This is a genomic window from Pseudomonas sp. Pseusp3, from assembly GCF_047304225.1.
In the GTDB taxonomy this organism is placed as follows: domain Bacteria; phylum Pseudomonadota; class Gammaproteobacteria; order Pseudomonadales; family Pseudomonadaceae; genus Aquipseudomonas; species Aquipseudomonas fluorescens_CD.
Genome location: NZ_JBGLYV010000018.1, coordinates 1 through 26,192, shown reverse-complemented (window position 1 = coordinate 26,192; position 26,192 = coordinate 1). Strand labels below are relative to the sequence as shown.

27 protein-coding genes are annotated in these 26,192 nt (G+C 60.5%); 14 read left to right on the top strand and 13 right to left on the bottom strand.

What is annotated here, in order from left to right; genetic code table 11:
• Nucleotides 1–2: 2 nt before the first annotated feature.
• The 4 genes from rlmH to ACCD00_RS08625 all read right to left on the bottom strand — a co-directional run bounded on the left by rlmH (nucleotide 3) and on the right by ACCD00_RS08625 (nucleotide 3,010).
• Nucleotides 3–470, bottom strand: a complete 468-nt coding sequence (gene rlmH / locus ACCD00_RS08640) for a 23S rRNA (pseudouridine(1915)-N(3))-methyltransferase RlmH (protein WP_003185785.1) — start codon at nucleotides 468–470, stop codon at nucleotides 3–5.
• A 9-nt stretch (nucleotides 471–479) separates the two neighbouring features.
• Complete coding sequence (rsfS, locus tag ACCD00_RS08635; protein WP_008022922.1) at nucleotides 480–974, bottom strand: ribosome silencing factor; 495 nt, start codon at nucleotides 972–974, stop codon at nucleotides 480–482.
• Between the two features lie 73 nt (nucleotides 975–1,047).
• Nucleotides 1,048–1,737: a nicotinate-nucleotide adenylyltransferase gene (gene nadD / locus ACCD00_RS08630; protein ID WP_413423621.1), complete on the bottom strand. Its 690-nt coding sequence runs from the start codon at nucleotides 1,735–1,737 to the stop codon at nucleotides 1,048–1,050.
• A 1-nt stretch (nucleotide 1,738) separates the two neighbouring features.
• Nucleotides 1,739–3,010 (bottom strand): glutamate-5-semialdehyde dehydrogenase, encoded by a 1,272-nt coding sequence (locus tag ACCD00_RS08625; RefSeq protein ID WP_413423619.1) that lies wholly within the window; start codon nucleotides 3,008–3,010, stop codon nucleotides 1,739–1,741.
• Nucleotides 3,011–3,199: 189 nt separating this feature from the next.
• Here ACCD00_RS08625 and ACCD00_RS08620 point away from each other — a divergent pair, with 189 nt between their 5' ends.
• The gene (locus ACCD00_RS08620) at nucleotides 3,200–3,898 is read left to right on the top strand and encodes a DNA-3-methyladenine glycosylase (RefSeq protein WP_413423617.1); all 699 of its coding nucleotides are present in this window, start codon (nucleotides 3,200–3,202) and stop codon (nucleotides 3,896–3,898) included.
• Between the two features lie 177 nt (nucleotides 3,899–4,075).
• Nucleotides 4,076–5,392, top strand: a complete 1,317-nt coding sequence (locus ACCD00_RS08615) for a bifunctional DedA family/phosphatase PAP2 family protein (RefSeq protein WP_413423615.1) — start codon at nucleotides 4,076–4,078, stop codon at nucleotides 5,390–5,392.
• Between the two features lie 12 nt (nucleotides 5,393–5,404).
• On the opposite strand, the gene ACCD00_RS08610 is transcribed toward ACCD00_RS08615, so the two are convergent.
• The 3 genes from ACCD00_RS08610 to ACCD00_RS08600 are packed head-to-tail and all read right to left on the bottom strand — an operon-like array spanning nucleotide 5,405 to nucleotide 7,081.
• Nucleotides 5,405–5,995 (bottom strand): LON peptidase substrate-binding domain-containing protein, encoded by a 591-nt coding sequence (locus tag ACCD00_RS08610; RefSeq protein ID WP_008022910.1) that lies wholly within the window; start codon nucleotides 5,993–5,995, stop codon nucleotides 5,405–5,407.
• A gap of 10 nt (nucleotides 5,996–6,005) precedes the next feature.
• Nucleotides 6,006–6,722: an LrgB family protein gene (locus tag ACCD00_RS08605; RefSeq protein WP_413423613.1), complete on the bottom strand. Its 717-nt coding sequence runs from the start codon at nucleotides 6,720–6,722 to the stop codon at nucleotides 6,006–6,008.
• On the bottom strand, nucleotides 6,719–7,081 hold the full coding sequence (locus ACCD00_RS08600; protein ID WP_413423611.1) for a CidA/LrgA family protein: 363 nt from the start codon (nucleotides 7,079–7,081) through the stop codon (nucleotides 6,719–6,721). The genes ACCD00_RS08605 and ACCD00_RS08600 overlap by 4 nt, the downstream gene beginning before the upstream one ends.
• Before the next feature lie 193 nt (nucleotides 7,082–7,274).
• Here ACCD00_RS08600 and ACCD00_RS08595 point away from each other — a divergent pair, with 193 nt between their 5' ends.
• The 3 genes from ACCD00_RS08595 to ACCD00_RS08585 all read left to right on the top strand — a co-directional run bounded on the left by ACCD00_RS08595 (nucleotide 7,275) and on the right by ACCD00_RS08585 (nucleotide 10,232).
• Nucleotides 7,275–7,730 carry a MaoC family dehydratase gene (locus tag ACCD00_RS08595; protein WP_057400579.1) on the top strand — a complete coding sequence of 152 codons (456 nt, stop codon included), beginning with the start codon at nucleotides 7,275–7,277 and terminating at the stop codon, nucleotides 7,728–7,730.
• 114 nt (nucleotides 7,731–7,844) lie between these two features.
• On the top strand, nucleotides 7,845–9,563 hold the full coding sequence (locus tag ACCD00_RS08590; RefSeq protein ID WP_413423609.1) for a C13 family peptidase: 1,719 nt from the start codon (nucleotides 7,845–7,847) through the stop codon (nucleotides 9,561–9,563).
• A 27-nt stretch (nucleotides 9,564–9,590) separates the two neighbouring features.
• Nucleotides 9,591–10,232 (top strand): oxidoreductase, encoded by a 642-nt coding sequence (locus ACCD00_RS08585; RefSeq protein ID WP_413423607.1) that lies wholly within the window; start codon nucleotides 9,591–9,593, stop codon nucleotides 10,230–10,232.
• Between the two features lie 132 nt (nucleotides 10,233–10,364).
• On the opposite strand, the gene ACCD00_RS08580 is transcribed toward ACCD00_RS08585, so the two are convergent.
• The 4 genes from ACCD00_RS08580 to ACCD00_RS08565 form a co-directional block, all read right to left on the bottom strand.
• Nucleotides 10,365–10,649: a YceK/YidQ family lipoprotein gene (locus tag ACCD00_RS08580; protein WP_413423605.1), complete on the bottom strand. Its 285-nt coding sequence runs from the start codon at nucleotides 10,647–10,649 to the stop codon at nucleotides 10,365–10,367.
• The gene (gene ubiX / locus ACCD00_RS08575; protein ID WP_008022902.1) at nucleotides 10,642–11,274 is read right to left on the bottom strand and encodes a flavin prenyltransferase UbiX; all 633 of its coding nucleotides are present in this window, start codon (nucleotides 11,272–11,274) and stop codon (nucleotides 10,642–10,644) included. Before ubiX ends, ACCD00_RS08580 begins: the two co-directional genes overlap by 8 nt.
• Nucleotides 11,271–12,620, bottom strand: a complete 1,350-nt coding sequence (gene mpl / locus ACCD00_RS08570) for a UDP-N-acetylmuramate:L-alanyl-gamma-D-glutamyl-meso-diaminopimelate ligase (RefSeq protein ID WP_413423603.1) — start codon at nucleotides 12,618–12,620, stop codon at nucleotides 11,271–11,273. The genes ubiX and mpl overlap by 4 nt, the downstream gene beginning before the upstream one ends.
• Nucleotides 12,621–12,778: 158 nt before the next feature.
• On the bottom strand, nucleotides 12,779–14,695 hold the full coding sequence (locus ACCD00_RS08565) for a sigma-54-dependent Fis family transcriptional regulator (protein ID WP_413423601.1): 1,917 nt from the start codon (nucleotides 14,693–14,695) through the stop codon (nucleotides 12,779–12,781).
• 301 nt (nucleotides 14,696–14,996) lie between these two features.
• Here ACCD00_RS08565 and ACCD00_RS08560 point away from each other — a divergent pair, with 301 nt between their 5' ends.
• From ACCD00_RS08560 to ACCD00_RS08520, 9 genes are all read left to right on the top strand, one after another.
• Nucleotides 14,997–16,517: an aldehyde dehydrogenase family protein gene (locus tag ACCD00_RS08560; RefSeq protein WP_007994183.1), complete on the top strand. Its 1,521-nt coding sequence runs from the start codon at nucleotides 14,997–14,999 to the stop codon at nucleotides 16,515–16,517.
• Nucleotides 16,518–16,805: 288 nt separating this feature from the next.
• Nucleotides 16,806–18,179, top strand: coding sequence for an ethanolamine permease (gene eat, locus ACCD00_RS08555; protein ID WP_413423599.1), 1,374 nt, complete (start codon nucleotides 16,806–16,808; stop codon nucleotides 18,177–18,179).
• A gap of 190 nt (nucleotides 18,180–18,369) precedes the next feature.
• Nucleotides 18,370–19,764 carry an ethanolamine ammonia-lyase subunit EutB gene (locus ACCD00_RS08550; RefSeq protein ID WP_413423597.1) on the top strand — a complete coding sequence of 465 codons (1,395 nt, stop codon included), beginning with the start codon at nucleotides 18,370–18,372 and terminating at the stop codon, nucleotides 19,762–19,764.
• An 8-nt stretch (nucleotides 19,765–19,772) separates the two neighbouring features.
• A complete protein-coding gene (gene eutC / locus ACCD00_RS08545) occupies nucleotides 19,773–20,597 on the top strand; it encodes an ethanolamine ammonia-lyase subunit EutC (protein ID WP_413423595.1) in 825 nt (274 codons plus the stop codon).
• Nucleotides 20,598–20,710: 113 nt separating this feature from the next.
• Nucleotides 20,711–21,172, top strand: coding sequence for a GNAT family N-acetyltransferase (locus ACCD00_RS08540; RefSeq protein WP_413423593.1), 462 nt, complete (start codon nucleotides 20,711–20,713; stop codon nucleotides 21,170–21,172).
• Nucleotides 21,173–21,398: 226 nt separating this feature from the next.
• The gene (locus ACCD00_RS08535) at nucleotides 21,399–22,055 is read left to right on the top strand and encodes a DedA family protein (RefSeq protein WP_413423591.1); all 657 of its coding nucleotides are present in this window, start codon (nucleotides 21,399–21,401) and stop codon (nucleotides 22,053–22,055) included.
• Nucleotides 22,056–22,059: 4 nt separating this feature from the next.
• Nucleotides 22,060–22,872, top strand: coding sequence for a zinc-dependent peptidase (locus ACCD00_RS08530; RefSeq protein ID WP_413423589.1), 813 nt, complete (start codon nucleotides 22,060–22,062; stop codon nucleotides 22,870–22,872).
• A 113-nt stretch (nucleotides 22,873–22,985) separates the two neighbouring features.
• Nucleotides 22,986–23,513 carry an inorganic diphosphatase gene (gene ppa, locus ACCD00_RS08525; RefSeq protein ID WP_007894323.1) on the top strand — a complete coding sequence of 176 codons (528 nt, stop codon included), beginning with the start codon at nucleotides 22,986–22,988 and terminating at the stop codon, nucleotides 23,511–23,513.
• Between the two features lie 229 nt (nucleotides 23,514–23,742).
• Complete coding sequence (locus ACCD00_RS08520) at nucleotides 23,743–24,489, top strand: LexA family transcriptional regulator (protein WP_413423587.1); 747 nt, start codon at nucleotides 23,743–23,745, stop codon at nucleotides 24,487–24,489.
• 372 nt (nucleotides 24,490–24,861) lie between these two features.
• Here ACCD00_RS08520 and ACCD00_RS08515 read toward each other — a convergent pair whose 3' ends face one another.
• Nucleotides 24,862–25,674: a YfaP family protein gene (locus tag ACCD00_RS08515; RefSeq protein WP_413423585.1), complete on the bottom strand. Its 813-nt coding sequence runs from the start codon at nucleotides 25,672–25,674 to the stop codon at nucleotides 24,862–24,864.
• Nucleotides 25,675–25,677: 3 nt separating this feature from the next.
• The coding region (locus tag ACCD00_RS08510) for a DUF2300 domain-containing protein (protein ID WP_413423583.1) at nucleotides 25,678–26,192 on the bottom strand (515 nt) is incomplete at its 5' end.

Sequence of the window (26,192 nt, the reverse complement as noted above, 5' to 3'; positions counted from 1 at the left end):
AATTACTTGTGGTAAGGGTGACCGGACAGCACGGTCCAGGCACGGTACAACTGTTCGCCGATCAGGATCCGCACCAGCGGGTGCGGCAAGGTCAGCGGCGACAACGACCAGCGCTGGTCGGCCCGGGCACAGACTTCCGGCGCCAGCCCTTCGGGGCCGCCGACCATGAAGTTGACGGTGCGCGAGTCCAGCCGCCAGCGATCGAGCTCGACCGCCAGTTGCTCGGTACTCCAGGGCTTGCCATGGACTTCGAGTGTGACAATCCGCTCGTTCGGCCCGACCTTTGCCAGCATGGCTTCGCCTTCCTGGCGGATGAAACGGGCCACGTCGGCGTTCTTGCCACGGGTATTGAGCGGTATTTCCACCAGTTCCAGCGCCAGCTCGGACGGAAGGCGCTTGGCATATTCATGCCAGCCTTCTTCCACCCACTTGGGCATGCGTGAACCGACGGCGATCAGTCGCAGTCGCACAGCGGTCCCTTATTCCTGGTCTTTGTTGAGCTTGTTGAAGTGCTCGTGACCAACTTCAGGGCTGTGGTGCTTGCCATCGGCCGCACGGCTCTGCTCGGCACCTTTCCACAGGCGCTCCAGGTCGTAGAACTGACGGGCGTTGGAGGTCATCATGTGGACGATCACGTCGTCCATGTCCAACAGCACCCAGTCGCTGTCGCCCTTGCCTTCTTCACCCAACGGCTTGATACCCAAGGCTTTGACGGCTTCGCGGACCTTGTCCAGCATCGCGCCGATCTGGCGGTTGGACGTACCGGTGGCGATGATCATGTAGTCAGTGATGCTCTGCTTGTCGCGAACATCAATTACCAGCACGTCCTGGGCCTTGACGTCTTCCAGGGCGGCTACGGCGATCTTGACCAGCTCGTCGCCTTTAGGTGGCTCGGCAGCGAGGACCTTTTCAGGCAGCGGGGCACTCTTGAACGTGCCTTTGCGCTTAACTTTGTTTACGTCGTTGTTCGTCATATAAAACTCGTTTTGCTCGTATGTTCGGGCGCTTCAATACACGTTGTTGCCACGTGCCTTGAGGCACTCCTATTCAGTTCGACGCACGGTAGAGTCCGTGCGCATCGATGTAGGCCAGGACCGCGTCGGGCACCAGGAAACGTACCGACTTACCGCTGGCCAGCAGTTGACGGATCTGGGTGGCGGATACCGCGAGCGGTGTCTGCCAGACGAATGCAATCTGTCCGCTCGGCCCTTTGAGGGCCAGCGGGTCGCTCACCGAGCGCGCTGCCAGCAGGTTGCGCAAGGCATCCGGCGGTTCGCTGTCGGCATCCGGGCGTTGCAACACCAGGATATGGCAATGCTGGAGCAACTCTTCCCAGCGGTGCCAAGTGGGCAGGCCGCAAAAAGCGTCCCAGCCCAAAAGCAGAAAAACCTGGTCGGATACGGCCAGTTCGGCGCGCATCAGTTCCAGGGTATCAATGGTGTAGGACGGTTTGTTCCGCTGCAATTCGCGGGCGTCCACCACCAACGGCGCCACACCGGCCACCGCGCACTCGACCATCGCCAGACGGTCTTTCGCCGACACCTGCGGCGTATCCCGATGGGGCGGCCTGGCACTGGGTGTCAGACGCAACTCATCGAGCGCCAGGGTTTCGGCAACTTCCAGCGCACCGCGCAAATGGCCGATGTGCACCGGGTCAAACGTTCCGCCCAGCACGCCAATGCGGCGAGGGGCTGGCTCGCTGACGGTGACCGGGGCTGACAGGTCGAAGTCGCCCAAGTCAGACCGGCTCCTGTCCGCGCAACTGCCCGTCGCCGACCACGATGTACTTCTCGCAGGTCAATCCTTCGAGACCCACCGGGCCGCGGGCGTGCAGCTTATCAGTAGAAATGCCGATCTCGGCACCCAATCCGTATTCGAAGCCATCGGCGAAGCATGTCGGTGTATTGATCATCACCGACGAGGAGTCGACTTCAGCCACGAAACGCCGGGTGTCACCCTGGTGTTCGCTGACAATCGAATCGGTGTGATGGGAACCGTAATGGTTGATGTGCTCGATGGCCTGGCACAGTCCGTCGACTACACGGATCGACAGAATCGGTGCCAGGTATTCGGTACTCCAGTCTTCTTCGGTCGCGACCACCGCATCGATGATCGCCCGGGTGCGTTCGCAACCGCGCAGCTCGACGCCTTTTTCGCGGAACTGTGCCGCCATCGCCGGCAGGAAATCGCTGGCGACGGTTTGATCGACCAGCAGCGTTTCCATGGCACCGCAGATGCCATAACGGTAAGTCTTGGCGTTGAACGCAATGCGCTGGGCCTTGGCCAGATCGGCGTGTTCACTCACATAAACGTGGCAGATGCCGTCCAGATGCTTGATCACCGGTACGCGGGCATCACGGCTGACGCGTTCGATCAGGCCACGGCCACCGCGCGGCACGATGACATCGACGTATTCAGGCATGGTGATCAGCGCACCGACGGCAGCGCGATCGGTGGTTTCGACCACTTGCACCACCGCAGCCGGCAGATCGGCCTCGGCCAGACCACGCTGAATGCAGGCGGCGATGGCTCGATTGGAATGAATGGCCTCGGAACCGCCGCGCAGGATGGTCGCGTTGCCGGACTTCAGGCACAGGCTGGCGGCATCGATGGTCACGTTCGGCCGCGACTCGTAGATGATTCCGATCACGCCCAGTGGCACGCGCATCTTGCCGACCTGAATACCGGACGGGCGGAAACTCATGTCACGGATCGCGCCGACCGGGTCCGGCAGGGCTGCCACCTGACGCAGGCCGACGATCATACCGTCGATACGCGCCGGGGTCAGTGCCAGGCGCTCAAGCAGGGCCGGCTCCAGACCGTTGGCGCGACCGGCGGCCAAATCCAGCTCATTAGCCGCCGTCAGCTCGGCGCGGGCAGCGTCCAGCGCATTGGCGGCGGCCTGCAGGGCGCGGTTTTTCTGCGCAGTGCTGGCTCGGCCGATCACGCGGGAAGCTTCGCGGGCAGCGCGACCCAGGCGGGTCATGTAGTCAAGAACGGACTCAGTCATGGTCTGGCGTGGTCTTTGATTAGGTCTTGGTAAAGAGTAAAGCGGCAGATTATAGCTGTCGCGTCCCGGGACTAACAGCGGTGACGGGCGGATGGTCGAAATGGAGGGGCATTTGCCGATGTTCAGCCGGGATTAAGCTGCAAATTGTTATCATCACGACTCATTCAGCCCTGACAAACACTGGTCATCATGTCCAATCTGACTGTTCGAGCGTCCGCCATGAGCCTGCCAGCAGGCCTTCCGGACGCGTTTTTCGACCGTGACGCCCAGATTCTGGCCCGGGAGTTACTGGGCAAAGTCATTCGCCATCGAGTTGGCGACCTGTGGCTCAGCGCCCGAATTATCGAGACCGAAGCCTATTACTGCGCAGAAAAAGGCAGCCACGCGTCCCTCGGTTACACAGAAAAGCGTAAGGCTTTGTTTCTGGATGGCGGCCACATCTATATGTATTACGCCCGGGGTGGTGACTCCCTGAACTTCAGCGCCCAAGGCCCGGGAAACGCGGTACTGATCAAATCCGCCTACCCGTGGGTCGATCAATTGAGCGGGCCGGCCAGCCTGGCACAGATGCTGTTGAACAACCCCGATGCCCAGGGCCACCCTCGCCCGTCACAAAAACTCTGCGCCGGGCAAACGCTGCTGTGCAAGGCGCTGGGCCTGAAAGTGCCGGTGTGGGACGCCAAACGCTTCGACCATGAAGTGCTACTGGTGGAGCACGTCGGCCAGACGCCCGCCCACATCATCCAGACTACGCGCCTGGGCATCCCCCACGGGCGCGATGAGCACCTGATGTACCGCTTCGTCGATGCGGCTTACGCGCCGTACTGCACACGCAACCCACTGCGACGGGGGCAAATCGAAGGTCGCGACTATTTTGTGCTGACTTGAAATTGGATTGATCCATGTGGGAGCGGGCTTGCTCGCGAAAGCGGAGTATCAGGCGATACCAATATCGACTGAAAGGGCCTCTTCGCGGGCAAGCCCGCTCCCACAGGGCTTTTGGGTGTTTTTGAAGAATTGTGTTTGTCCCCAGGGACCAATTGAACATTAGATGGAGTGGTTTTTATGGGCCAATGGCTCGATAGCCTGACCGGTTGGTTGACGGTCAACCCGCAATGGCTGGCGGCGGCGGTGTTCATTGTGGCCTTCGTGGAATGCCTGGCGATTGCCGGGCTGATAGTGCCCGGCACCGTGCTGCTGTTCGCCGTGGCGGTACTGGCCGGCAGCGGAGCGCTCTCGCTGAGTGAAACACTGCTGCTGGGCTTCCTGGCCGGCGTGCTTGGCGATGTGGTCTCGTACTTCCTGGGGCGCCATTTCCACCAGAATATCCGGCGGCTGCCAGGATTGCGCCATCACCCGGAATGGATCGCCGGGGCCGAGACCTACTTCCAGCGCTATGGCATCGCCAGCCTGCTGGTCGGGCGTTTTATCGGACCGTTGCGGCCAATGCTGCCCATGGTCGCCGGCATGTGCGACATGCCCTTCCCACGCTTCTTCGCCGTCAGTCTGCTGGCTGGCGCGGGCTGGTCGGTGGCTTACCTGCTGCCAGGCTGGGCCACCGGCGCGGCGATTCGCTTGCCGCTGCCCGAAGGCTTCTGGACTCAGGCCGGGATCGTTGCCGGCAGCATTGCGGTCATGGTGGGGTTGAGTGCCACCAGTAGCCTGCGCCAGCATCGCCGGGCTACAGCGTTAATTGCCAGCATGAGTTTTCTGATTCTGGCAGGGCTGTTCATCGGCTATCCGTATCTGAGCGCTCTCGATCAAGGGCTGATGACCCTGGTGCAGGAGCACCGCAGCCCAATGCTCGATGAGGTGGCGGTGGTCTTCACGTTGATTGGCGAATTCCGCAACATGCTGCTGTTCAGTGCATTGTTGGTAGCACTGCTGTTGATTACCCGGCAATGGCGACAGGCAGTTTTCGCGTGCAGTACCCTCCTCTGCACGGCATTGGCCAACACCGCAACCAAACAGTTTTTCGCCCGCGTGCGCCCGGAAGTATTGAGTGATCCACTGACCAGTTACAGCATGCCCAGCGGCCACGCCTCAGGCGCGTTCGCGCTGTTTCTGACCCTCGCCGTGCTGGCTGGTCGCGGGCAACCGCCGCGCATGCGCCTGACCTGGTTGCTGGTGGCCAGCTTGCCGGCGATGGCGATTGCCCTTTCCCGGGTGTACCTCGGGGCACACTGGCCGACCGATGTCATGGCTGGCGCGATGCTGGCGGCATGTGTCTGTGCGGCCAGCCTGTGGCTGATCCAGCGCAAGGCCCCGCTGAACGCCTTGCCACCCAAGGTCTGGTGGCTGGTGTTGCCGGCGCTGGTGGCATTGTTCGGCTTCTTCGTGTTGCGGCATTTGCCGCATACGATGTTACGGTATGCGTATTAGTAAAAACGCTCCTCAGGCAAACAACTCACCCTGCAATTCATCCAGCAGCGCCTGAATCGCATCCAGTCGCTGCTGCGGATCATCAAGTTGTAGCAGGTCGATCTTGTCCAGCTCGGCAAAAGGCAGCAAGTACGCCAACTGATTGGCCAGTGACTGCTGCCCGGTCGCTTCAGTGCCCATGTTCAAGGCCTCGACCATCGGGTGCTCCGCCAGGGCCTTGAGCAATGCCACCAGGTCGGCGTCCTCATCCTGCAGGGGCTGTTCCGGTTCGTCCTCCAGCCACTCGACCTCGGCGACGGTCAACTGATCGCGCTGGACCTCCGCTTTCAATACATGGAAACGCCGCCCGCCCTGAACCCGAATCCCCAGCAGGCCGTTGTCCTGTTGTTTGAAATCGGTGATCAACGCTTCGCAGCCCACCAGCGCGTAGCCGGCCGGCGCGATCCCGACTTCTTCACCTTCAAGAATGCACACCACGCCGAAACCGCCGCCCTGCTTCATGCAGCGGCCGATCATGTCCAGATAGCGCGCCTCGAAGATCTGCAAGTCGAGGATGCAGCCAGGAAACAGCACCGTGTTCAACGGAAAAAGCGGCAGACTCATAGACATTTCCTTACACCACCATCGACACCGCCAGCGGCAGTAGCACCGCCGTGGCCACGCCCATCAAACTCATCGCCAGCGCCGCGAAGGCACCGCACTCTTCACTTTCCTGCATCGCCACTGCCGTGCCGACCGCGTGGGCCGTCATGCCCAGTGCCATGCCCCTGGCTTCCGGGCTATGCACGCCCAGCCGGGTCAACAGGGCCGGACCGAAAATCGCCCCGATCACACCCGTAATCAGGACGAACACCGCTGCCAGCGCCGCGACCCCACCGATCTGCTCAGCCACCAACATGGCAATTGGCGAAGTCACCGATTTCGGCGCCATGGTCATCAGGATCATGTGCTCGGCACCGAACGACCAACCCAGCAACACGCCCATCCCCGTGGCCACCACCCCGCCTATCACCAGCGTAGTAAATATCGGCCAGAACAACTGCCGAATCCGTCGCAGGTTGAGATAAAGCGGCACCGCCAGCGCGACAGTGGCCGGACCGAGCAGGATGCTGAGAATCTCGGTGCTCTTGCGATATTCAGCGTAGGTCAGGCCGCAGCCCACCAGCACGCCGATCACCAGCAACATGGAGACCAGCACCGGCTGCAAAAAGATCCATCGGGTTTTCTCGAACACTCCCAGTACAAGCTGATAGGCGCCGAGGGTAATACCAATGCCGAACAACGGATGGTGAATCACCGACGTCCAGGCGCCGTGCCAGTCGAAGATCATTGGCTGTCCTCGGAGACTGCGTGACGCTTGACCATGCGCTGCATCAGCACCCCGGCGAAGGCCATCGAAAGCAGCAGCGACAACACCAGCGCACCGACAATGGCCCAGAAATCCGCCGCGATGTCAGCGGCATAGACCATCACGCCCACGGCTGGCGGCACCAGCAACAGCGGCAGGTAGCGCAACAGGCTGCTGGCCGCCAGGTTCAGTGGTTCGCCGACCTGTCCGCGACAGATGAGGTAAACCAGCAACAGCAGCAACCCCACAATCGGCCCCGGCAGCACAGGCAAAATCAAATGATTGATCGCAGTGCCGAGCAATTGGAACAGCACCAGCCATGTCAGGCCCCGTAACAACATCAAAGATCTCCCGCAAAATCCATCACCCGCATTGGCCGGGCATTATAAGCATGCCCGCGCTATGGATCGGCATTCGCCAAAAGCATGGTCAGTTGACCTGAGCGTTTGGCCATGTTGATCTAAAGTAGTAAGCCGGGAAGTCAAATCCCCGCAAGCCAAAACTATAAAACCGATGAACCCAAGGAGAGTCTCAATGCCCTATGTTCCAGTTGCAGAGCTCAAAGATTATGTCGGCAAGGAACTCGGACGTTCCGAATGGCTCACCATCGATCAGGAACGCATCAACCTGTTCGCTGAAGCCACGGGGGACTATCAGTTCATCCACGTCGATCCGGTCAAGGCCGCGCAAACGCCATTTGGCAGCACCATCGCTCACGGTTTCCTGTCGTTGTCGCTGATCCCGAAACTGATGGAAGACATCCTCGTCATGCCTGAAGGCTTGAAGATGGTAGTCAACTATGGCCTCGACAGCGTGCGCTTCATTCAGCCGGTCAAGGTCAATTCGAAAGTGCGGCTCAAGGTCGACCTGACCGAAGTCACCGAGAAAAAACCCGGCCAATGGCTGCTCAAGGCCACCGCCACCCTGGAAATCGAAGGTTCGGACAAACCGGCGTATATCGCCGAACCCCTGTCCCTGTGCTTCGTATAGACCTTCCCGGATGCGAAGCAGCTCATGCTGTTTCGCGCCCTCTCGCGGTACCTCGCCCTATATAAGGACACATAGCTGCGGCATACTCCTTCGCCTAATTGCCCGGAATCCGCTATGCGCCCACTTGCACTCCTTGCCTTGACCCTGATGCTCACCGCTTGCGGCGACGGCGAATCGCCTTTGTCCCCCGACGCGCGCCTGCCGGACGGCGGACGCTATCGCGGTGACCTGGTCAATGGCTTGCTGCAGGGCAAGGGGCGCATCGACTACCCGAACGGCAGCTGGTACGCCGGCGAATTCGACAAAGGCCAGTGGCAAGGCCAGGGCGAATGGCATGGCAGCAATGGCGAAGTCTATCGCGGACAGTTCAATCAGGGACTGTTCGACGGTCAAGGGGCATTGACCACCAACGGCAACAGTTACAGCGGCGGCTTCAAGGCTGGCCGGCGCAACGGCGAAGGCACACTCAAAGAAAACGGCATGAGCTATCGCGGAGAGTTCAAGGCCGATCAGTACGCCGGCCTGGGTCGCCTCGAACTCGAGGACGGCAGCGCCTATCAGGGCCAGTTCGCCCACGGCAAACCCAATGGCGAAGGCCAGCGTAGCGACGGCAACGGCAATCAGTTCACCGGGCACTTCGTCGACGGCCAACTGGAAGGCAACGGGACGTTCAACAGCGCCGATGGCGATATCTATGTCGGCGGCTTCAAGAACAATCAACTGCACGGCAAAGGCCGCTACGAAAACGCCGACGGCGATGTCTGGCTGGGTCAGTTCAAGGAAGGTTCACTGAACGGCAAGGGCGAGTTGATTGGTGCTGACGGCAGCCACTACATCGGCCAGTTCAACGACTGGCGCTTTTCCGGCCAGGGCCGACTGAACCTGTCGGACGGCAGCTTTTACACCGGCCAGTTCGACAACGACAGTTACCAGGGGCGCGGCACATTGGTGTTGACCGACGGCACCGTGCTCAGCGGCACCTGGATCAATGGCCAGCGCGTGCGCGACGCCGAGGGCAAATTGTTGCCCGACACTCTGGAGCTCGGCCTGCTGGCGCAGGGGCGCTTGCTCGACTCGGCGCTGACCAGCATTCCGCCCTCGACCCCGGCGGTGGAGCTGTATTCGTTGACCTTGGGCGGTGATGGCAAGCAAAGCGTATTTCTGCGCGAATCCGACTACGTCGCCAATATGCTCACCACCCGTTTCGGCGCCTTTGGCCAGATCCGCCTGGTGAACCATCGCGACCACCTCGCCGACCGCCCGATGGCTACCCGGGAAAACCTGCGCCGAGCAGCCCTGACGCTGGCCGAACGCAGCGGTCCGGAAGACCTGATTTTCATCTACCTGACCAGCCATGGCACCAGCGAACACGAGCTGGTGCTGGACCAGCCGCGCATGGAGCTGGCCGATCTTCCAGCCGACGAATTGGCCGCTGTTCTCGCCCCGTTGAAAAACCGCGACAAGATCATCGTGATTTCGTCCTGCTACTCCGGCGGTTTCATCCCCGCCCTCAAGGATGAACGGACCCTGATCATGACGGCCTCGCGGGCCGACCGGGTGTCCTTCGGCTGCTCGGAGGAAGCCAACTTCACCTACTTCGGCGATGCACTCTTCGCCCAGGCCCTGAACCAGACCGATGACCTGGACCAAGCCTTCAAACTGGCCAAGGCCACTGTCGCCGAACGTGAACTGGCAGACGGTTTCGAAGCATCCGAACCACAGATCTGGGCACCGAAAACCGTCCTTTCGCATTGGCAATTACTGCGCAAACAACAGGCACGAAAAGCCCTGCAAAGTGCGTCTAACGAAAGCAAGGATGCAAACAGCAACTAAGCTGAACAGTATCAAGGGAGAAACACTATGTACTTGACGCCTCAGCACGTGCTGCTCGCCGGAGCCACCGGTTTAACGGGTGAACACCTGCTTGATCGCCTGCTTAACGAGCCAACGATTACCCGGGTTCTGGCCCCCTCACGCCGGCCACTGGCCAAACACCCGCACCTTGAAAACCCCGTCGGCGACCCGGCGGAGTTTCTGCCGCAGTTGAACGGCCGTGTCGACATCGCCTACTGCTGCCTGGGCACCACCATCAAACAGGCAGGCTCGGAACAGGCGTTCCGCGCAGTGGACCTGGACATGGTCGTAGCCTTTGCCAAACGCGCACGGGAGATGGGCGCACGGCACCTGATCGTGATCAGTGCCCTGGGAGCCGATCGCAGATCCTCGATTTTCTACAACCGGGTCAAAGGCGAGATGGAGTACGCATTGCGCGCGCAAGACTGGCCGCAGCTGACTATTTGCCGCCCTTCGCTGTTGCTGGGTGATCGCACCGAACCGCGACTGGGCGAGAAAGTCGCCGGCCCGTTGTCTCGGCTGATCCCTGGCAAATACCATGGTATCGAGGCCTGCCAACTGGCTCGTGCGATGTGGCGCCTGGCGCTGGAAGAGCAGGACGGGGTCAGGATTGTCGAGTCGGATGAGCTGAGGAAGTTGGGCAAGTAATTTTATGATGCCTGAGCGGGCCTCTTCGCGGGCAAGCCCGCTCCCACAGGATTTTGTGTCGTACACAAATTTTGAAATCGCTGAAAAACCTGTGGAAGCGAGCTTGCTCGCGATAGAGCGCGAAGCGCTCTATTACAACCCACCCGTCGCCTGAAAACTCACGCCAATTACCGTCAACAACGACAGCGGCAACAGCAGCGTGTCGAGCAAAGCACTCGCCGGCAGGTCGACACCGGGATAGCCCGGTGCTTCGGCACCGAAACGATCCTTGGCGCAACAACCGCCGTTCATCGCGTACAAATCCAGGCGAGTACCCGAGTACACCACCGGTGCCCCCGGCTTGGCCGCATCGAGCGTGCGCGCCGTGGCGCACCCGGCCAGTTGCAGCGCCAGTACCACCACCAGTAGCTTATTCATCGCTGGTCAGATGATGCTCGCCCCAACGCGGCAACATGTCCTGAGGAATATTCAGCAGGTTAAGGATCCGTGCCACGACGAAATCGATCAGGTCGTCGATGGTTTGCGGCTGGTGATAGAAGCCCGGTGATGCCGGCAGGATTGTCACGCCCATGTTCGACAACTTGAGCATGTGCTCCAGGTGAATGCTCGAATACGGCGCCTCGCGAGGCACAAGAATCAGCTGCCGACGCTCTTTCAGCGTCACGTCCGCAGCACGCTCGATCAGGTTGTTGCAGGCACCCGTGGCGATGGCCGACAAAGTGCCCGTCGAACACGGCACCACCACCATCGCCGCGGGCGCGCCGGAGCCCGAGGCCACCGGCGACATCCAGTCTTCCTTGCCGTACACCCGAATCTGCCCGGCGGCAGCACCGGTGTATTCGGTGAGGAACGCCTGCATCATCTGCGGCTTGGACGGCAGCGTGACGTCAGTTTCGGTGGCCATCACTAACTGCGCGGCCTTGGAAATCAGGAAGTGCACTTCACGATCGTCCCGCACCAGGCAGTCGAGCAGGCGCAAACCGTACTGGGCGCCTGAGGCGCCGGTCATTGCCAGGGTGATGCGGTCCGGGCCGTTGTTCATTTCAGCGCCTCGGCCAGTTTGCCGTGCAGGCCGCCGAAGCCGCCGTTGCTCATGATCACCACGTGAGTGCCGGGTTGGGCCTGGCTCTTCACGCGCTCGATGATGCCTTCAAGGGAATCGCTGACAATCGACGGCACAGTGCACAGCGCCGCAGTGCCCGCCAGATCCCAGCCAAGGTTGGCGGGTGCGTACCAGATCACCTGATCGGCATCGACCACGCTTTCCGGCAATCCGTCACGGTGCGCACCGAGCTTCATGGAGTTGGAACGGGGCTCGATGATTGCGATCAACGGTGCATCGCCGATGCGCTTTCGCAGCCCATCCAGCGTGGTGGCGATGGCGGTCGGGTGGTGAGCGAAGTCGTCATAAATGGTGATGCCACGGACTTCCGCGACTTTCTCCATCCGGCGTTTCACGCTTTTGAAGGCGCTCAACGCGGCGATGCCCATGGATGGCACGACACCGACGTGGCGTGCGGCGGCCAGCGTCGCCAGGGCGTTGGCGACGTTGTGCTGGCCAGTCATGTCCCACTCGACCACACCCTGGGCGACGCCTTCGAACATCACTTCGAACTTCGAGCCATCTTCACTGAGCAGCTTGACCTGCCACTGACCGCCGGCTCCTGTGGTTTGCACCGGGGTCCAGCAACCCATTTCGATAACGCGCTGCAACGCCGGCTCGGTGGTCGGATGGATCACCAGGCCTTCGCTCGGGATGGTCCGCACCAAATGATGGAACTGCCGCTCAATGGCCGGCAGGTCCGGGAAGATATCGGCGTGATCGAATTCGAGGTTGTTCAGGATTGCCGTGCGCGGGCGGTAATGTACGAACTTGGAGCGCTTGTCGAAGAACGCGCTGTCGTACTCGTCGGCTTCGATGACGAAGAACGGTGTGTCACCCAGGCGCGCCGACACCGAGAAGTTTTGCGGCACGCCGCCGATCAGGAAGCCGGGGGCCATGCCTGCGTGTTCCAGTACCCATGCCAGCATGCTGCTGGTGGTGGTCTTGCCGTGCGTACCGGCCACGGCCAGTACCCAGCGACCTTGCAGCACGTGATCCGCCAGCCATTGCGGGCCGGAGACGTAAGGCAGGCCTTTGTTCAGCACGTACTCCACCGCCGGGTTGCCCCGGGACATGGCGTTGCCGATCACCACCAGATCAGGGGCCGGATCGAGTTGCGCCGGGTCGTAGCCTTGGGTCAACTCGATGCCCTGGGCTTGCAGTTGAGTACTCATCGGCGGATAGACGTTGGCATCGGAGCCGGTCACGTGATGGCCCAGCTCTTTGGCCAGAACCGCCATTGACCCCATGAAAGTGCCGCAGATACCAAGAATATGAATGTGCATAGTCGACCTCGTAAAACATGGCCGCAGGTTAGCTTAGGGAGGGGAAATTCGCACCTTGTGTTTCGCCCTCACCGACGCCATTCGCGAGCAAGCCCGCTCCCACAGGAACGATGCGGTCCCTGTGGGAGCGGGCTTGCTCGCGAATGGCGCGACTCGGATTAACGGGTAATTCCGTGTTTACGAAGCTTGCGATAAAGGGTATTTCGACTGACGCCCAGTTGTTCTGCTGTATGCGTCATATGCCAGCGCGTCTGCTCCAGCGCGTTCAACAACGCTAAACGCTCGGCATCCTCCAGCGGATGCTCCGATGGCTCTTCAACGGCCTGCATTACCACCGGTCGGACCTGGCGAATCATGGCCGGCAAATCCTCCAGACCGATCCGTCCGCCATCGCATAACGCTGCCAACGTACGCAGCACATTGCGCAACTGCCGCACGTTGCCCGGCCAGGCGAACCCCAACAAGGCCTCCCGCGCCGGCCCGTCGATCAGCACGGTTTCCGTGCCGGCCTCTTCGGACAGTAAAAAGTCGAGTAACTGCGACTTGTCACTGCGATCGCGCAATGCTGGCAGCGCCACCTCCAGCCCGTTGAGCCGGTAATACAAATCCTCGCGAAAGCTGCCGTCCTGCACGCGATCCAGCAAATTGCGGTGGGTGGCGCTGATGATCCGCACGTTAACCGCTTCCGGCTCGCCACCGATCGGCACCACTTGCCGGTCTTCCAGCACCCGCAGCAAGCGTGTTTGCAGAGCCAGCGGCATGTCTCCGATTTCGTCGAGGAACAACGTCCCGCCGTCGGCTTGTTGCAACTTGCCGCGCATGCCTTCCTTGCGGGCGCCGGTGAAGCTGCCGCCGCGGTAACCGAACAGCTCGCTTTCGATCAGGCTTTCGGGAATGGCCGCGCAATTGAGGGCGACAAAGGCTTTTTCCGCCCGCTGGCTGGCGTGGTGCACCGCTTTGGCAAAGGCCTCCTTGCCAGACCCGGTTTCGCCGTTGATCAGCAGTGGCACGTCACGCTCGTAGACGCGCAAGGCCTTGCGGAAGTCCGCCTGCAACGCCGCATCATCCAGGCAAATGCCTGACAGGCGCGGTGCGTGTGCAACCGTGGGAGCAGTTACCCTCGGAGTCGGCAGCGACCGCCGCGCCTCACCGCGCAATACCGCGAACAGCTTGCGACCATCACGGGTACGCAATGGCCAACTGGCCGCGGCATTGATACTCGCCCGCCCCAGCAACTCATCGAGCGAGCAGTCGAAAAACGCCTCCACCGGTTTGCCCAGCAAGCCGCCGCGAATGTGTCCAAGCAGGTTCAGCGCACTCTGGTTGACCGCGCAAATGCGCCCTTCTCCGTCGAACGCCAGCAAGCCTTCGCTGAACAAACCGACGGACTCGGCCTGCAAGTGAAAACGCAGCAACCATTGATTGTCGAAGCAGCGCAGGAAGTAACAGCTTTCGATCATCTTCGCCGACAGATTGACCAGAGCCATGGTGTGGAACTGACTTTGCCGCGACACATCGCGCCGCGCCGACGACACGTCGAGCACTGCCAGCAATTCGCCATGCGGATCGAAGACCGGGCTCGCCGAGCAGGTCAGGCCGGTGTGGCGGCCACGAAAGTGTTCGTCCTGATGGATGGTCAGCGACTGACGCTCCACCAGGCAAGTGCCAATGCCGTTGGTGCCTTCGCAGGCTTCGCTCCAGTCGGCACCGAGCCAGAGCCCGGCGCGCTCGAAAATCTGTCGTTCGGCGGGCGCGGTGACGCAATTGAGGATCACGCCGCGGGCGTCGGTCAGCAGTACCGCATGACCGGCACCGGAGAGTTGCTGGTGCAGGCTGGTCATTTCATTGCCAGCAATGTGCAGCACCTGCTGCAAGCGTTCGCGACTTTCCAGGACACGGCCATGCTCCAGCACCGTCGGTGCGATGCTCAGCGCCGGATCGAGATGATAGTCCTCGAGGCAGCGCAGCCAGGAACGGGCGATGGACGGATCGCTGCCGGGGCCGTGCAGGTGGGCCTTGCCCTGGGTCACGGTCAATACTTGCTGGGCATGGCGACTCAAATGGTTGTCGTGCATTTCTTATTATTCTCCCCGGGGCTCGGCGTCCCGTGCATGAGGTGATGCCGAGCATCCTCCAGCCGGGCCTGCATTGCAATGCCTGCAAGACTACCCGGTCACAGGCTGTGCCAGAAGCGGTACAAAGTGTCACGCCGGCTGTACCGAAAGCGTCACGGGCGTGCTCCGTACGTCCGACAAAAATCGCGCAAGGTCTTGATTTACCTGAGATGCAACGCACTGGCCCGGCCCTTGCTCTACGCTTAAAGCAAGCGCACATGCGCGTCTTCCTTATAAGCACAAGAACCAAGGAGAAACCATCATGCGTTACGCTCACCCCGGTACTGAAGGCGCTATCGTTTCGTTCAAAGCCAAATACGGTAACTACATCGGCGGCGAGTTCGTCGCGCCTGTCAAAGGTCAGTACTTCACCAATACCTCGCCAGTGAATGGCCAACCGATTGCCGAATTCCCGCGCTCCACGGCCGAAGACATCGACAAGGCCCTGGACGCTGCCCACGCCGCTGCCGATGCATGGGGCGCCACCTCCGCCCAGGCGCGCTCGCTGGTGCTGCTGAAAATCGCCGACCGCATCGAACAGAATCTGGAAACCCTGGCGATCACCGAATCCTGGGACAACGGCAAAGCCGTGCGCGAAACCCTCAACGCCGACATCCCTCTGGCCGCCGACCACTTCCGCTACTTCGCCGGCTGCCTGCGCGCCCAGGAAGGCAGCGCTGCCGAAATCGACGGCAACACCGTGGCCTATCACATTCATGAACCGCTGGGCGTGGTCGGGCAGATCATCCCGTGGAACTTCCCGATCCTGATGGCTGCCTGGAAGCTCGCCCCGGCGCTCGCTGCCGGCAACTGCGTGGTGCTCAAGCCTGCCGAACAAACCCCGCTGGGCATTACCGTGCTGGTCGAACTGATCGGCGACCTGCTGCCACCGGGCGTGCTGAATATCGTGCAAGGCTTCGGCAAAGAAGCCGGTGAAGCGCTGGCCACCAGCAAGCGCATCGCCAAGATTGCCTTCACCGGCTCGACCCCGGTCGGCTCGCACATCATGAAATGCGCCGCCGAAAACATTATTCCGTCTACCGTGGAGCTGGGCGGCAAATCGCCGAACATCTTCTTCGAAGACATCATGAAGGCTGAACCGTCCTTCATCGAGAAAGCCGCCGAAGGCCTGGTGCTGGCATTCTTCAACCAGGGCGAAGTCTGCACCTGCCCTTCCCGTGCACTGGTGCAAGAGTCGATCTACGACGAGTTCATGCAGGTGGTGATGAAGAAGGTCCTGCAAATCAAACGTGGCGACCCGCTGGATACCGACACCATGGTCGGCGCCCAGGCGTCCGAACAGCAATTCGACAAGATTCTTTCGTACCTGGAAATCGCCAAGGGCGAAGGTGCCGAGCTGCTGACCGGCGGCAAGGTGGAAAAACTCGAGGGCAACCTGGCAAGCGGGTACTACATCCAGCCGACGCTGCTCAAGGGCACCAACAAAATGCGCGTGTTCCAGGAAGAAATCTTCGGCCCGGTGGTGAGCATCACCACCTTCAAGGACGAAGCCGAAGCCCTGGCCATCGCCAACGACACCGAGTTCGGCCTGGGTGCCGGCCTCTGGACCCGCGACATCAACCGCGCCTACCGCATGGGCCGTGCCATCAAGGCCGGTCGTGTGTGGACCAACTGCTACCACCTGTACCCGGCCCACGCCGCGTTCGGCGGGTACAAGAAGTCCGGCGTCGGCCGTGAAACCCACAAGATGATGCTCGACCACTATCAGCAGACCAAAAACCTGCTGGTGAGCTACGACATCAACCCGTTGGGCTTCTTCTAAAAAACCGGGGGGCGATGCAGGTATTCCTGTGTCGCCCTTTCGATAGTCATCGCGAGCAAGCCCGCTCCCACAGGGGATTTGTGTAGTCCCACATTAGATAACCGACACAAGTTCAATGTGGGAGCGGCGGTGCGACGATTCGACTTGCCCGCGAAGACGTCCTTCATGACACAACACAAAGGCTGGCCGCTCTGGCACGGGCCTTGCGTACCCGTCATTCAGGATCTGCACCCAACCCGTCGTACCCGAAAGTCCAAAAGATCGAACAATAAAAAATAGAGAGGACTTATGACTACTTCTTCCACACAGCTCAAACCCACACTCGGCACCCTGCACTTATGGGGCATTGCCGTCGGCCTGGTGATTTCCGGCGAATACTTCGGCTGGAGTTACGGCTGGGGCACCGCAGGCACACTGGGTTTCCTCGTCACTGCGTTGATGGTGGCGACGATGTACACCTGCTTCATCTTCAGCTTCACCGAGCTGACGACCGCGATTCCCCATGCTGGCGGGCCATTTGCCTATAGCCGCCGGGCCTTTGGCGAGAAAGGCGGGTTGATCGCCGGCATCGCCACCCTGATCGAATTCGTCTTTGCACCACCGGCCATCGCCATGGCCATCGGCGCCTACCTCAACGTGCAATACCCGGAACTGGACCCGAAGATCGCCGCCGTTGGCGCCTATTTCGTGTTCATGGGCCTGAATATCCTCGGCGTCAGCATCGCGGCCACCTTCGAACTGGTGGTCACCGTGCTGGCCGTCGCTGAACTGCTGGTGTTCATGGGCGTGGTCGCGCCGGGCTTCAGCTTCAGCAACTTTGTGCTCAATGGCTGGTCGGGTGCCAATGAGTTCACGATGGGCTCGATTCCTGGCATTTTCGCCGCCATTCCCTTCGCGATCTGGTTCTTTCTCGCTATCGAAGGTGCAGCCATGGCTGCCGAAGAAGCCAAGGACCCGAAACGTACAATCCCCAAGGCCTACGTCAGCGGCATTCTGACGCTGGTGTTCCTGGCCATCGGCGTGATGGTGATGGCGGGCGGTGTCGGCGACTGGCGCCAGCTGTCGAACATCAACGATCCGCTCCCCCAGGCGATGAAAGCGGTGGTCGGCAACAATTCGACCTGGATGCACATGCTGGTGTGGATCGGCCTGTTCGGCCTGGTGGCGAGTTTCCACGGGATCATCCTCGGCTACTCGCGGCAGTTTTTCGCCTTGGCCCGTGCCGGTTATCTGCCCGCCGGCCTGGCAAAGCTTTCGCGCTTCCAGACACCGCACCGGGCGATCCTGGCCGGCGGCGTGATCGGCATTGCGGCGATCTACAGCGATGGCCTGGTCAATCTGCAAGGCATGACCCTGACGGCGGCGATGATCACCATGTCGGTATTCGGCGCCATCGTGATGTACATCATCAGTATGCTGAGCCTGTTCAAGCTGCGTAAAACCGAACCGAACCTGGAACGCACCTTCCGCGCCCCGGGTTATCCGATCGTGCCGGGTATCGCGCTGTTCCTGGCGGTGGTGTGCCTGGTGGCGATGGCGTGGTTCAACACCTTGATCGGCCTGATTTTCCTCGGCTTCATGGCTGCCGGTTACCTGTACTTCCAGCTGACCGCCAAGCAACGCTCCGAGGCACCGGTAGACGCTATGCTCGAAGGTGTCTGAATGCACCGGCACCGGGCTCACTGACCGGTGCCGGCCATATTGAAGTGCACGCAGTTCCCATGTGGGAGCGGGCTTGCTCGCGAAGGCATCGTGTCAGTCGACATTTATTTGGAATGGCACACCGCATTCGTGAGCAAGCCCGCTCCCACAGGAAAAGCAGATCGCAGTAATTATTGGAGGACTCCGCCCCATGGCCGCATTCGCCCATACCGTCGGCGCCCAGACTTACCGCTTCGACAGCCTCAAGGAAGTGATGGCCAAGGCCAGCCCGGCACGCTCCGGAGATTTTCTGGCCGGCGTCGCAGCCCTCAATGACGGCGAGCGCGTCGCGGCACAGATGACGTTGGCCGACACCCCGCTGAGCCATTTCCTGCAGGAAGCACTGATCCCCTACGAATCCGATGAAGTCACCCGCCTGATCATCGATACCCACGACAAACAAGCCTTCGCCGTCGTCAGTCACCTCACCGTCGGCGGCTTTCGCGACTGGCTGCTCAGTGATGCCGCCGACGAACAGGTCCTGCGAGCCCTCGCCCCCGGCCTGACTCCGGAAATGGTTGCTGCGGTATCAAAGATCATGCGTGTGCAGGATCTGGTGCTGGTTGCGCAAAAAATCCGCGTGGTCACGCGGTTTCGCGGCACCCTGGGCCTGCGCGGTCGACTGTCCACGCGCCTGCAACCGAATCACCCCACCGACGAACCGGCCGGCATCGCCGCAAGCATTCTCGACGGTCTGCTGCACGGCAATGGCGACGCGATGATCGGCATCAACCCCGCCACCGACAGCATCGCCTCGATTTGCGCGATGCTGGAGATGCTCGACGCGATCATCCAGCGCTACGAGATCCCGACCCAGGCTTGCGTACTGACCCATGTCACCACGTCGATCGAAGCGGTCAATCGCGGTGTCCCGTTGGACCTGGTGTTCCAGTCGATCGCCGGCACCGAAGCGGCCAACGCCAGTTTCGGCATCAACCTGAGTATATTGAAGGAGGGCTATGACGCCGGCTTGAGTCTGAACCGCGGCACACTGGGCCAGAACCTGATGTACTTCGAAACCGGCCAGGGCAGCGCCCTGTCGGCCAATGCCCACCATGGCGTCGATCAACAAACCTGCGAAACCCGCGCCTACGCCGTCGCACGTCATTTCAACCCGTTTCTGGTGAATACGGTCGTCGGCTTCATCGGCCCGGAATACCTGTACAACGGCAAACAGATCATCCGCGCCGGCCTGGAAGACCACTTTTGCGGCAAATTGCTTGGTGTGCCCATGGGTTGCGACATCTGCTACACCAACCATGCCGAAGCTGACCAGGACGATATGGACACCCTGCTGACCCTGCTGGGTGTCGCCGGGATCAACTTCATCATGGGGATCCCCGGCTCCGACGACATCATGCTCAACTACCAGACCACCTCGTTTCACGACGCGCTCTATGCCCGGCAGACCCTGGGGCTCAAGCCTGCGCCGGAGTTCGAGCAATGGCTGGCAAAAATGGGCATCTTCACCCAGGCGGACGGCCGGGTTCTGTTTGGCAGCAACCTGCCACCAGCCTTCCGCCAAGCCCTGGCGCAACTGGGATGAGTAATGACATGGACAAACTACCTTTCGATCCCCACAACCCATGGCTGGAACTACGACGCCTGACACCGGCACGAATTGCCCTGGGTCGCACCGGTACCAGCATTCCCACCCACGCCCAACTGGACTTCCAATACGCCCACGCCCAGGCGCGGGATGCGGTGCATTTGCCGTTCGATCACACGGCACTCAGCTCACAACTGGCCGAACGCGGGCACGAAAGTCTCTTGCTGCACAGCGCGGCGATCGACCGCAACAGTTACCTGCAACGCCCGGACCTGGGACGAAAACTGAGTGACACGTCGGCAAAGAGCCTGCGCACGTATGCTTCGGCACATCCTGGCGGGGTCGATTTGGTGATAGTGATCGCCGACGGCTTGTCGGCGCTGGCCGTTCATCGCCATACCCTGCCCTTTCTGGCGCGCCTCGAAGAACAGATTGCAGCCGAAGGCTGGACTGTAGCGCCGGTGATATTGGTGGAACAGGGGCGCGTGGCGGTCGCTGACGAAATCGGTGAATTGCTCGGAGCAAAAATGACCGTAATCCTCATCGGCGAACGTCCTGGCCTCAGCTCTCCGGACAGCCTGGGTTTATATTTCACCTACAATCCCAAGGTCGGCCTTACCGATGCCTACCGTAATTGCATCTCCAACGTGCGGCTCGAAGGCCTGAGTTACGGCATGGCGGCACACCGTTTGCTGTATTTGATGCGCGAAGCCTGCCGACGGCAGTTGTCAGGGGTCAATCTGAAGGATGAAGCACAGGTTCAGACACTGGAGTCGGACGTGGGAGCCGACATGAAGGGTAATTTCCTGCTCGGCCCGCCGAATGCCTGAACCGCTTCTGCATTGCACACTCGTACCAGTTTCAGGCAGGATCGTGGCGCGGCCGCCAAGGGTTTCCCATCGCCGTCATAGACGTAGACAGCCACTTGAAGACGAGACCTACCATGCGGATTATTCAAGCGACCCTCGAACACCTGGACCTGCTGACCCCGTTGTTCGTCAAATATCGTGAGTTTTATGGCTCCCTGCCGTATCCGGACTCGTCCCGGGCGTTCCTCGAAAAACGCCTGCGTCGTAAGGAGTCGGTGATCTACCTGGCGCTGTCCGATGACGACAGCAACAAACTGATGGGTTTTTGTCAGCTTTATCCGAGTTTCTCCTCGCTTTCGCTCAAACGTGTGTGGATCCTCAACGATATTTATGTCGCCGAGGACGCCCGCCGCCAGTTGGTGGCCGACAACCTGATCCGCACCGCCAAAAAAATGGCCAAGGAAACCAATGCCGTGCGCATGCGTGTTTCCACCAGCAGCAACAACGAAGTCGCGCGCAAAACCTACGAATCCATCGGATTCAAGGAAGACACCGAATTCAAGAACTATGTGCTGCCGATCAGCGACGAACTCTGAATCACCTGCACCTGTGGGAGCGAGCAGGCTCGCTCCCACAACGTCTGGTATCAAGCCATCGGTCTTGCCATGACATTCCCCGCTACAATATCGACGCGATTTTCACCTCTCGCCTCGTATAATCCCGAACTTCCCGGCTTGTAAGAAAAACTACCCTTATCCGTAGTCTTACGCGAAGTCATCCGCACAGGCCTGCTGAGTCGGGCCATTACCACAGGTGCTTTCCATGGATTTCAACCCGATCGATATTGTCCTGCATCTCGACGTCTACCTCGACATGCTCGTAACCAACTACGGGGCATGGATCTACGCCATCCTGTTCATGGTGATCTTCTGTGAGACTGGCCTGGTGGTCATGCCCTTCCTGCCGGGCGACTCGCTGCTGTTCATCGCCGGTGCCGTGGCGGCCGGTGGCGGCATGGACCCGGTACTGCTTGGTGGCCTGTTGATGCTGGCGGCGATTCTGGGCGACAGCACCAACTACATCATCGGACGAACGGCGGGTGAAAAACTGTTCAGCAACCCGAATTCGAAGATCTTCCGCCGCGACTACCTGCAACAAACCCACGACTTCTATGACAAGCATGGCGGCAAGACCGTGACCCTGGCGCGCTTCCTGCCCATCATCCGCACCTTTGCACCCTTCGTCGCCGGTGTGGGGAAAATGCCTTATCCGCGTTTCTTCGCCTTCAGCGTCTTCGGCACTGTCCTGTGGGTCGGCGGGCTGGTGACGCTCGGTTACTTCTTCGGCAATGTGCCGTTCATCAAGAAGAACCTGTCGCTGCTGGTGGTTGGCATCATCCTGCTCTCGCTGGTGCCGATGATCATTGGCATGGTACGTAACCGCCTTGCGGCTTCGAGCTCCAAAGCCGAATCGCGCTGACACGATGTGGTCCCTGAGCGCCTGGCGTCGCCGGCGCACCCTGGCAAAGCACCCGATTGCCGATGACATGTGGCAACGGGTGCGCCAGCACCTGAGTTTTCTCGATGGCATCAGTGCCGCCGAAGACCAATGGCTACGCGAAGCTTGCGTGCTGTTCCTCGAAGACAAGCACCTGACCGCCCTGCCCGGCGTCGAATTGCATCAGGAGCAACGCTTGCTGCTCGCTGCCCAGGCGCAACTGCCGCTGCTGCACCTCGGCGACCTGAACTGGTATCAGGGCTTCCACGAAATCATTCTCTACCCCGACGACTTCCTCAGCCCTCAGCGCCATCGCGATGCCAGCGGCGTCGAGCACGAATGGGACGGTGAGCACAGCGGTGAAGCCTGGCAGCAAGGCCCGATCATCCTCGCCTGGCCGGGTGTGATGGCCAGTGGTGGCTGGGAAGGCTACAACCTGGTGATCCACGAACTGGCGCACAAACTCGACATGCTCAACGGCGTCGCCAACGGCCTGCCGCCGTTGCATCCCGACATGCGGGTCAGCGACTGGGCCAACGTCATGCAAAAGGCCTACGACGACCTCGACCGGCAACTGGAGCGCAATCCCGACGCCGAAACGGCCATCGACCCGTATGCCGCCGAAAACCCTGCCGAGTTCTTCGCCGTCACCAGCGAATACTTCTTCAGCGCTCCGGATTTGCTGCACGAGGTTTATCCACAGGTGTACCAGCAGCTGAAGTTGTTCTATCGCCAGGACCCGCTGGCGAGGTTGAAGCAACTAAAGGCGCATGACCCTGTCTATCAGGCAGACCAGTAAGCGCCATACGACTTCTGGTACATGGCGTCGACCCAGGAATATGCCTATAATCGCCGCCACTTTTTGGTCAATCCGGCCAAGTATTTCTGGTCAACTAACGGGGGCAACGCCCAATGAGCTACAGCAAGATTCCGGCTGGCAAAGACCTGCCGAACGACATCTACGTCGCGATCGAGATTCCGGCCAACCACGCGCCGATCAAATACGAAATCGACAAAGACAGCGATTGCCTGTTCGTTGACCGTTTCATGGCCACCCCAATGTTCTACCCGGCCAACTACGGTTACATCCCGAACACCCTGGCTGACGACGGTGATCCCCTCGACGTGCTGGTTGTAACCCCTTACCCGGTTGCTCCAGGTTCGGTGATCCGCGCTCGTCCGGTCGGCATCCTGAACATGACCGACGACGGTGGCGGCGATGCCAAAGTGATCGCAGTCCCACACGACAAGCTGTCCCAGCTGTACGTGGACGTGAAGGAATACACCGACCTGCCAGCGCTGCTGATCCAGCAGATCGAGCACTTCTTCGCGAACTACAAAGATCTCGAAAAAGGCAAATGGGTGAAGATCGAAGGCTGGGCTGGCGCAGACGCCGCCCGCGACGCGATCACCAAGTCGGTTGCTGCCTATAAGGGCTAAAAGCAGCCGCGAGCTTCAAGCTCCAGGCTTCAAGAAAAACCCCGGGTGATCCGGGGTTTTTTGTGGGTGCTTGATAAGCACGCCAAACGGCCCGTTTAACCGTGGCAGCTCTTGGTTTTTGCATGTTTAAAATTCCCCAAGAGCGTCTTACATCCGGTCGTAAATTTCCCGCGAAATTTGAACGAGGCGTTTATTCAAACCCCTACCAGCCGCCAGTAGACTCGTGTTCATGAAAAAGAACACAAGCGGCCCACGCTTTAAAGCGCTCCTCGAAGCAGCGAACATCACAACCACCGGATTTGCCGACTTTCTGGATACGGCTCCGCAAAATGTACATAACTGGTACACCCGTGGCGTGCCCGCCCACTGCATGGAAGAAGTCGCCAGAAAACTCTCCGTCAGCAGCGATTGGCTGAAAACCGGCGAAGGCCTGAAAGACGCCCAACACCTGCGCCTGCTCGACGAATCCGGCAACACCTTCGATGCCCAGACCATTCGCGGTGTCTACACGGTCATCGAGCCTGCCGACGTCGAACTGCCTTTCTATACAGAAGCTTTTATCGCCCCGGGCTCCAACAAAACCCACGTCATAGAAGACCCCAAGCAATCGATCCGCCTGCCCCGCAGCCACCTTGACTCCCTGGAAATCAACCACGCCGACGCCATTTGTGCCTTCATGAGCGGTAACAGCATGGGAGAGAAAATTGAAGACGGTTCGACCCTGGCGATTGACCGAGGCCTGACCCAGATCATCGATGGCGAGATCTACGCCATCGAACATGACGGCATGCTACGCATCAAGTACCTGCACCGATTGCCGGGCAACTCCCTGCGACTGCGCAGCCACAACCGCGCCGAATACCCGGATGAAATCTTCAGGGCCGCACAGATCGAAGAGCAGAACATCAGGGTGCTGGGTTGGGTATTCTGGTGGTCGACCCTGAACAAACGGCGGCCGGCGGTACCGTTTCTTTAAGCGCTCCAGACCACCCATTGCCGCCCCACCCGAGTGGCCCGGCGGCTCTGCCTCGCACTTCCCGCTGGGAATTTCCATCAAACCTGCGTATGCTGCGCCCCACATTTGCGCATCGACCCGCCTTGCGGCTCGGATGCACTGACCTGGCAGATGACTTTCTCACCAGGTCCCACAGCCGGACGCAAGATCCGGGTGTACGTTTTGAAGGCTGGCGCGGTTTACCAAAAATGATCCAAGCCAGTCCCCGAGAAGCCGGCCACAAGCCGGCTTTTTAATGCCTGAAAGAAAGTGAACTGCTCAGCACTTGAATTTGTCGCAGCACTGCTGCGACAAGTAAAACGAATAGTGTCAGCACTGCTGTCACTATCCCCCTCACGGATAACTAAACCCCTTCACCAACGTCAGCTCCCCCACCGCACGCATCGGCACCAGGAACGTCTCCATCTTCTCGCTCGGCGTCCCCTCTTCGGTAATCACCGTTACCTGCGCCGTGGTCAGCGCTTGCACCGCGTCTTCCTGCCCCTCCTCATCACTGCTGTACCCGCCACCGAAGTAGTTCACATACACCAGATATTGCCCCTTGATCGGCGCGGGCATGGCGAAAATTTCCGGGCCGTAGCCGGTGGTGACGTCGACGTCGAGCGCTGCGCCGTTGGGGACGACGCGGTCGCCGTACCAGATGTGCGCGCCGTCGGGGGTGATGAGGTGCAGGTCGAGATCGGTATTGTCGCTGTCCCAGGACAGCAATACGCGCAACTTGGCCGGGGTCGCGCCACCGCTGCTGTTGAGCAATTGCGTGCGGTGACGTTGTTGGCCATCAGGGCTGCGAACCTCGACGCTGTTGCTGCCGTTGGGGAATGAAAACGGGCGGTCGAAACGGCCGGCCGGGTCGATTTTCAGCGGCATGCTCACCCCGTTGACGATCAGTCGACCGGGCTCTGTCGATTTGGCTGTGGCCTTGATCTGCCCGCTGATGCGAGCGGTATTGGCCTGCCCTGTCGGGGTGTTCACCGACGAGGCCGGGTAGTTGACGGTTTGCCGGAAGCTTTCCCCTTCGCCCTCGGGCGCGCCGGTGCGCCAGCCACCTGCGGGGGTGTCGAGCTTGACGCTGTCGGCCGCCATCACCGATGACAGCGCCACCAGCGAACAGAGCAACAGCAAGACCTGTGGATAACGGAGTTTCATGGCCTATTCCAGCAAGAGGTGGCGGGCGAGCCCTTCGATGTAGGTTTCATCCTGGCCGTTGGGGTGTGCTTCGAAGGCCAGGTGCAGGTATTCGTGGGTCAGGTCGAGGCGGTCTTGCAGTGTCTGCGCGCCACGCACGTAGATTCGCTGACGTTCGCGGTCGACATAGGGGCGACCGAAGGCAAGGCGGCATACGGCGAAGGTGCTGACTTCGTTGTAGCCCGTTTCGCTTTCAAGCATTGGGCGCCAGCCGCGCCGTTGTTTCTGCAGCCATTCCTGTGCGGCGGGCAATGCTTCGCAGGACGCGACCGGGTTGTCCCAGCGGCTGAGACTGGCGCGCGGGTAGGCGTGCATCAGGATGGCGTCGTAGCGCTGACCGGCCTGGGCCTGAGTGACGGCTTGCTGCCAGGACAGTCTGTCCGGGCCGGGTTGATCGGAATGGTAGGTGACGGTGCTGCCGGTCAGGACCAGGTCGCTGGTCCACGCGGCGATGTCGCGAGCCCCGGGCGCCGCCGGAC

Coding starts and splice junctions, on each gene's coding strand:
- ACCD00_RS08615 (WP_413423615.1), top strand. CDS start 4,076: ATGGGCCAATGGCTCGATAGCCTGACCGGTTGGTTGACGGTCAACCCG.
- ACCD00_RS08595 (WP_057400579.1), top strand. CDS start 7,275: ATGCCCTATGTTCCAGTTGCAGAGCTCAAAGATTATGTCGGCAAGGAA.
- ACCD00_RS08585 (WP_413423607.1), top strand. CDS start 9,591: ATGTACTTGACGCCTCAGCACGTGCTGCTCGCCGGAGCCACCGGTTTA.
- ACCD00_RS08520 (WP_413423587.1), top strand. CDS start 23,743: ATGAAAAAGAACACAAGCGGCCCACGCTTTAAAGCGCTCCTCGAAGCA.
- eat (WP_413423599.1), top strand. CDS start 16,806: ATGACTACTTCTTCCACACAGCTCAAACCCACACTCGGCACCCTGCAC.
- ACCD00_RS08600 (WP_413423611.1), bottom strand. CDS start 7,081: ATGTTGTTACGGGGCCTGACATGGCTGGTGCTGTTCCAATTGCTCGGC.
- ACCD00_RS08530 (WP_413423589.1), top strand. CDS start 22,060: ATGTGGTCCCTGAGCGCCTGGCGTCGCCGGCGCACCCTGGCAAAGCAC.
- ACCD00_RS08535 (WP_413423591.1), top strand. CDS start 21,399: ATGGATTTCAACCCGATCGATATTGTCCTGCATCTCGACGTCTACCTC.
- ACCD00_RS08620 (WP_413423617.1), top strand. CDS start 3,200: ATGTCCAATCTGACTGTTCGAGCGTCCGCCATGAGCCTGCCAGCAGGC.
- ACCD00_RS08560 (WP_007994183.1), top strand. CDS start 14,997: ATGCGTTACGCTCACCCCGGTACTGAAGGCGCTATCGTTTCGTTCAAA.
- ACCD00_RS08540 (WP_413423593.1), top strand. CDS start 20,711: ATGCGGATTATTCAAGCGACCCTCGAACACCTGGACCTGCTGACCCCG.
- mpl (WP_413423603.1), bottom strand. CDS start 12,620: ATGCACATTCATATTCTTGGTATCTGCGGCACTTTCATGGGGTCAATG.
- ACCD00_RS08590 (WP_413423609.1), top strand. CDS start 7,845: ATGCGCCCACTTGCACTCCTTGCCTTGACCCTGATGCTCACCGCTTGC.
- ACCD00_RS08580 (WP_413423605.1), bottom strand. CDS start 10,649: ATGAATAAGCTACTGGTGGTGGTACTGGCGCTGCAACTGGCCGGGTGC.
- ACCD00_RS08565 (WP_413423601.1), bottom strand. CDS start 14,695: ATGCACGACAACCATTTGAGTCGCCATGCCCAGCAAGTATTGACCGTG.
- eutC (WP_413423595.1), top strand. CDS start 19,773: ATGGACAAACTACCTTTCGATCCCCACAACCCATGGCTGGAACTACGA.
- ACCD00_RS08625 (WP_413423619.1), bottom strand. CDS start 3,010: ATGACTGAGTCCGTTCTTGACTACATGACCCGCCTGGGTCGCGCTGCC.
- ubiX (WP_008022902.1), bottom strand. CDS start 11,274: ATGAACAACGGCCCGGACCGCATCACCCTGGCAATGACCGGCGCCTCA.
- rsfS (WP_008022922.1), bottom strand. CDS start 974: ATGACGAACAACGACGTAAACAAAGTTAAGCGCAAAGGCACGTTCAAG.
- ACCD00_RS08610 (WP_008022910.1), bottom strand. CDS start 5,995: ATGAGTCTGCCGCTTTTTCCGTTGAACACGGTGCTGTTTCCTGGCTGC.
- ACCD00_RS08605 (WP_413423613.1), bottom strand. CDS start 6,722: ATGATCTTCGACTGGCACGGCGCCTGGACGTCGGTGATTCACCATCCG.
- ACCD00_RS08515 (WP_413423585.1), bottom strand. CDS start 25,674: ATGAAACTCCGTTATCCACAGGTCTTGCTGTTGCTCTGTTCGCTGGTG.
- ACCD00_RS08550 (WP_413423597.1), top strand. CDS start 18,370: ATGGCCGCATTCGCCCATACCGTCGGCGCCCAGACTTACCGCTTCGAC.
- ppa (WP_007894323.1), top strand. CDS start 22,986: ATGAGCTACAGCAAGATTCCGGCTGGCAAAGACCTGCCGAACGACATC.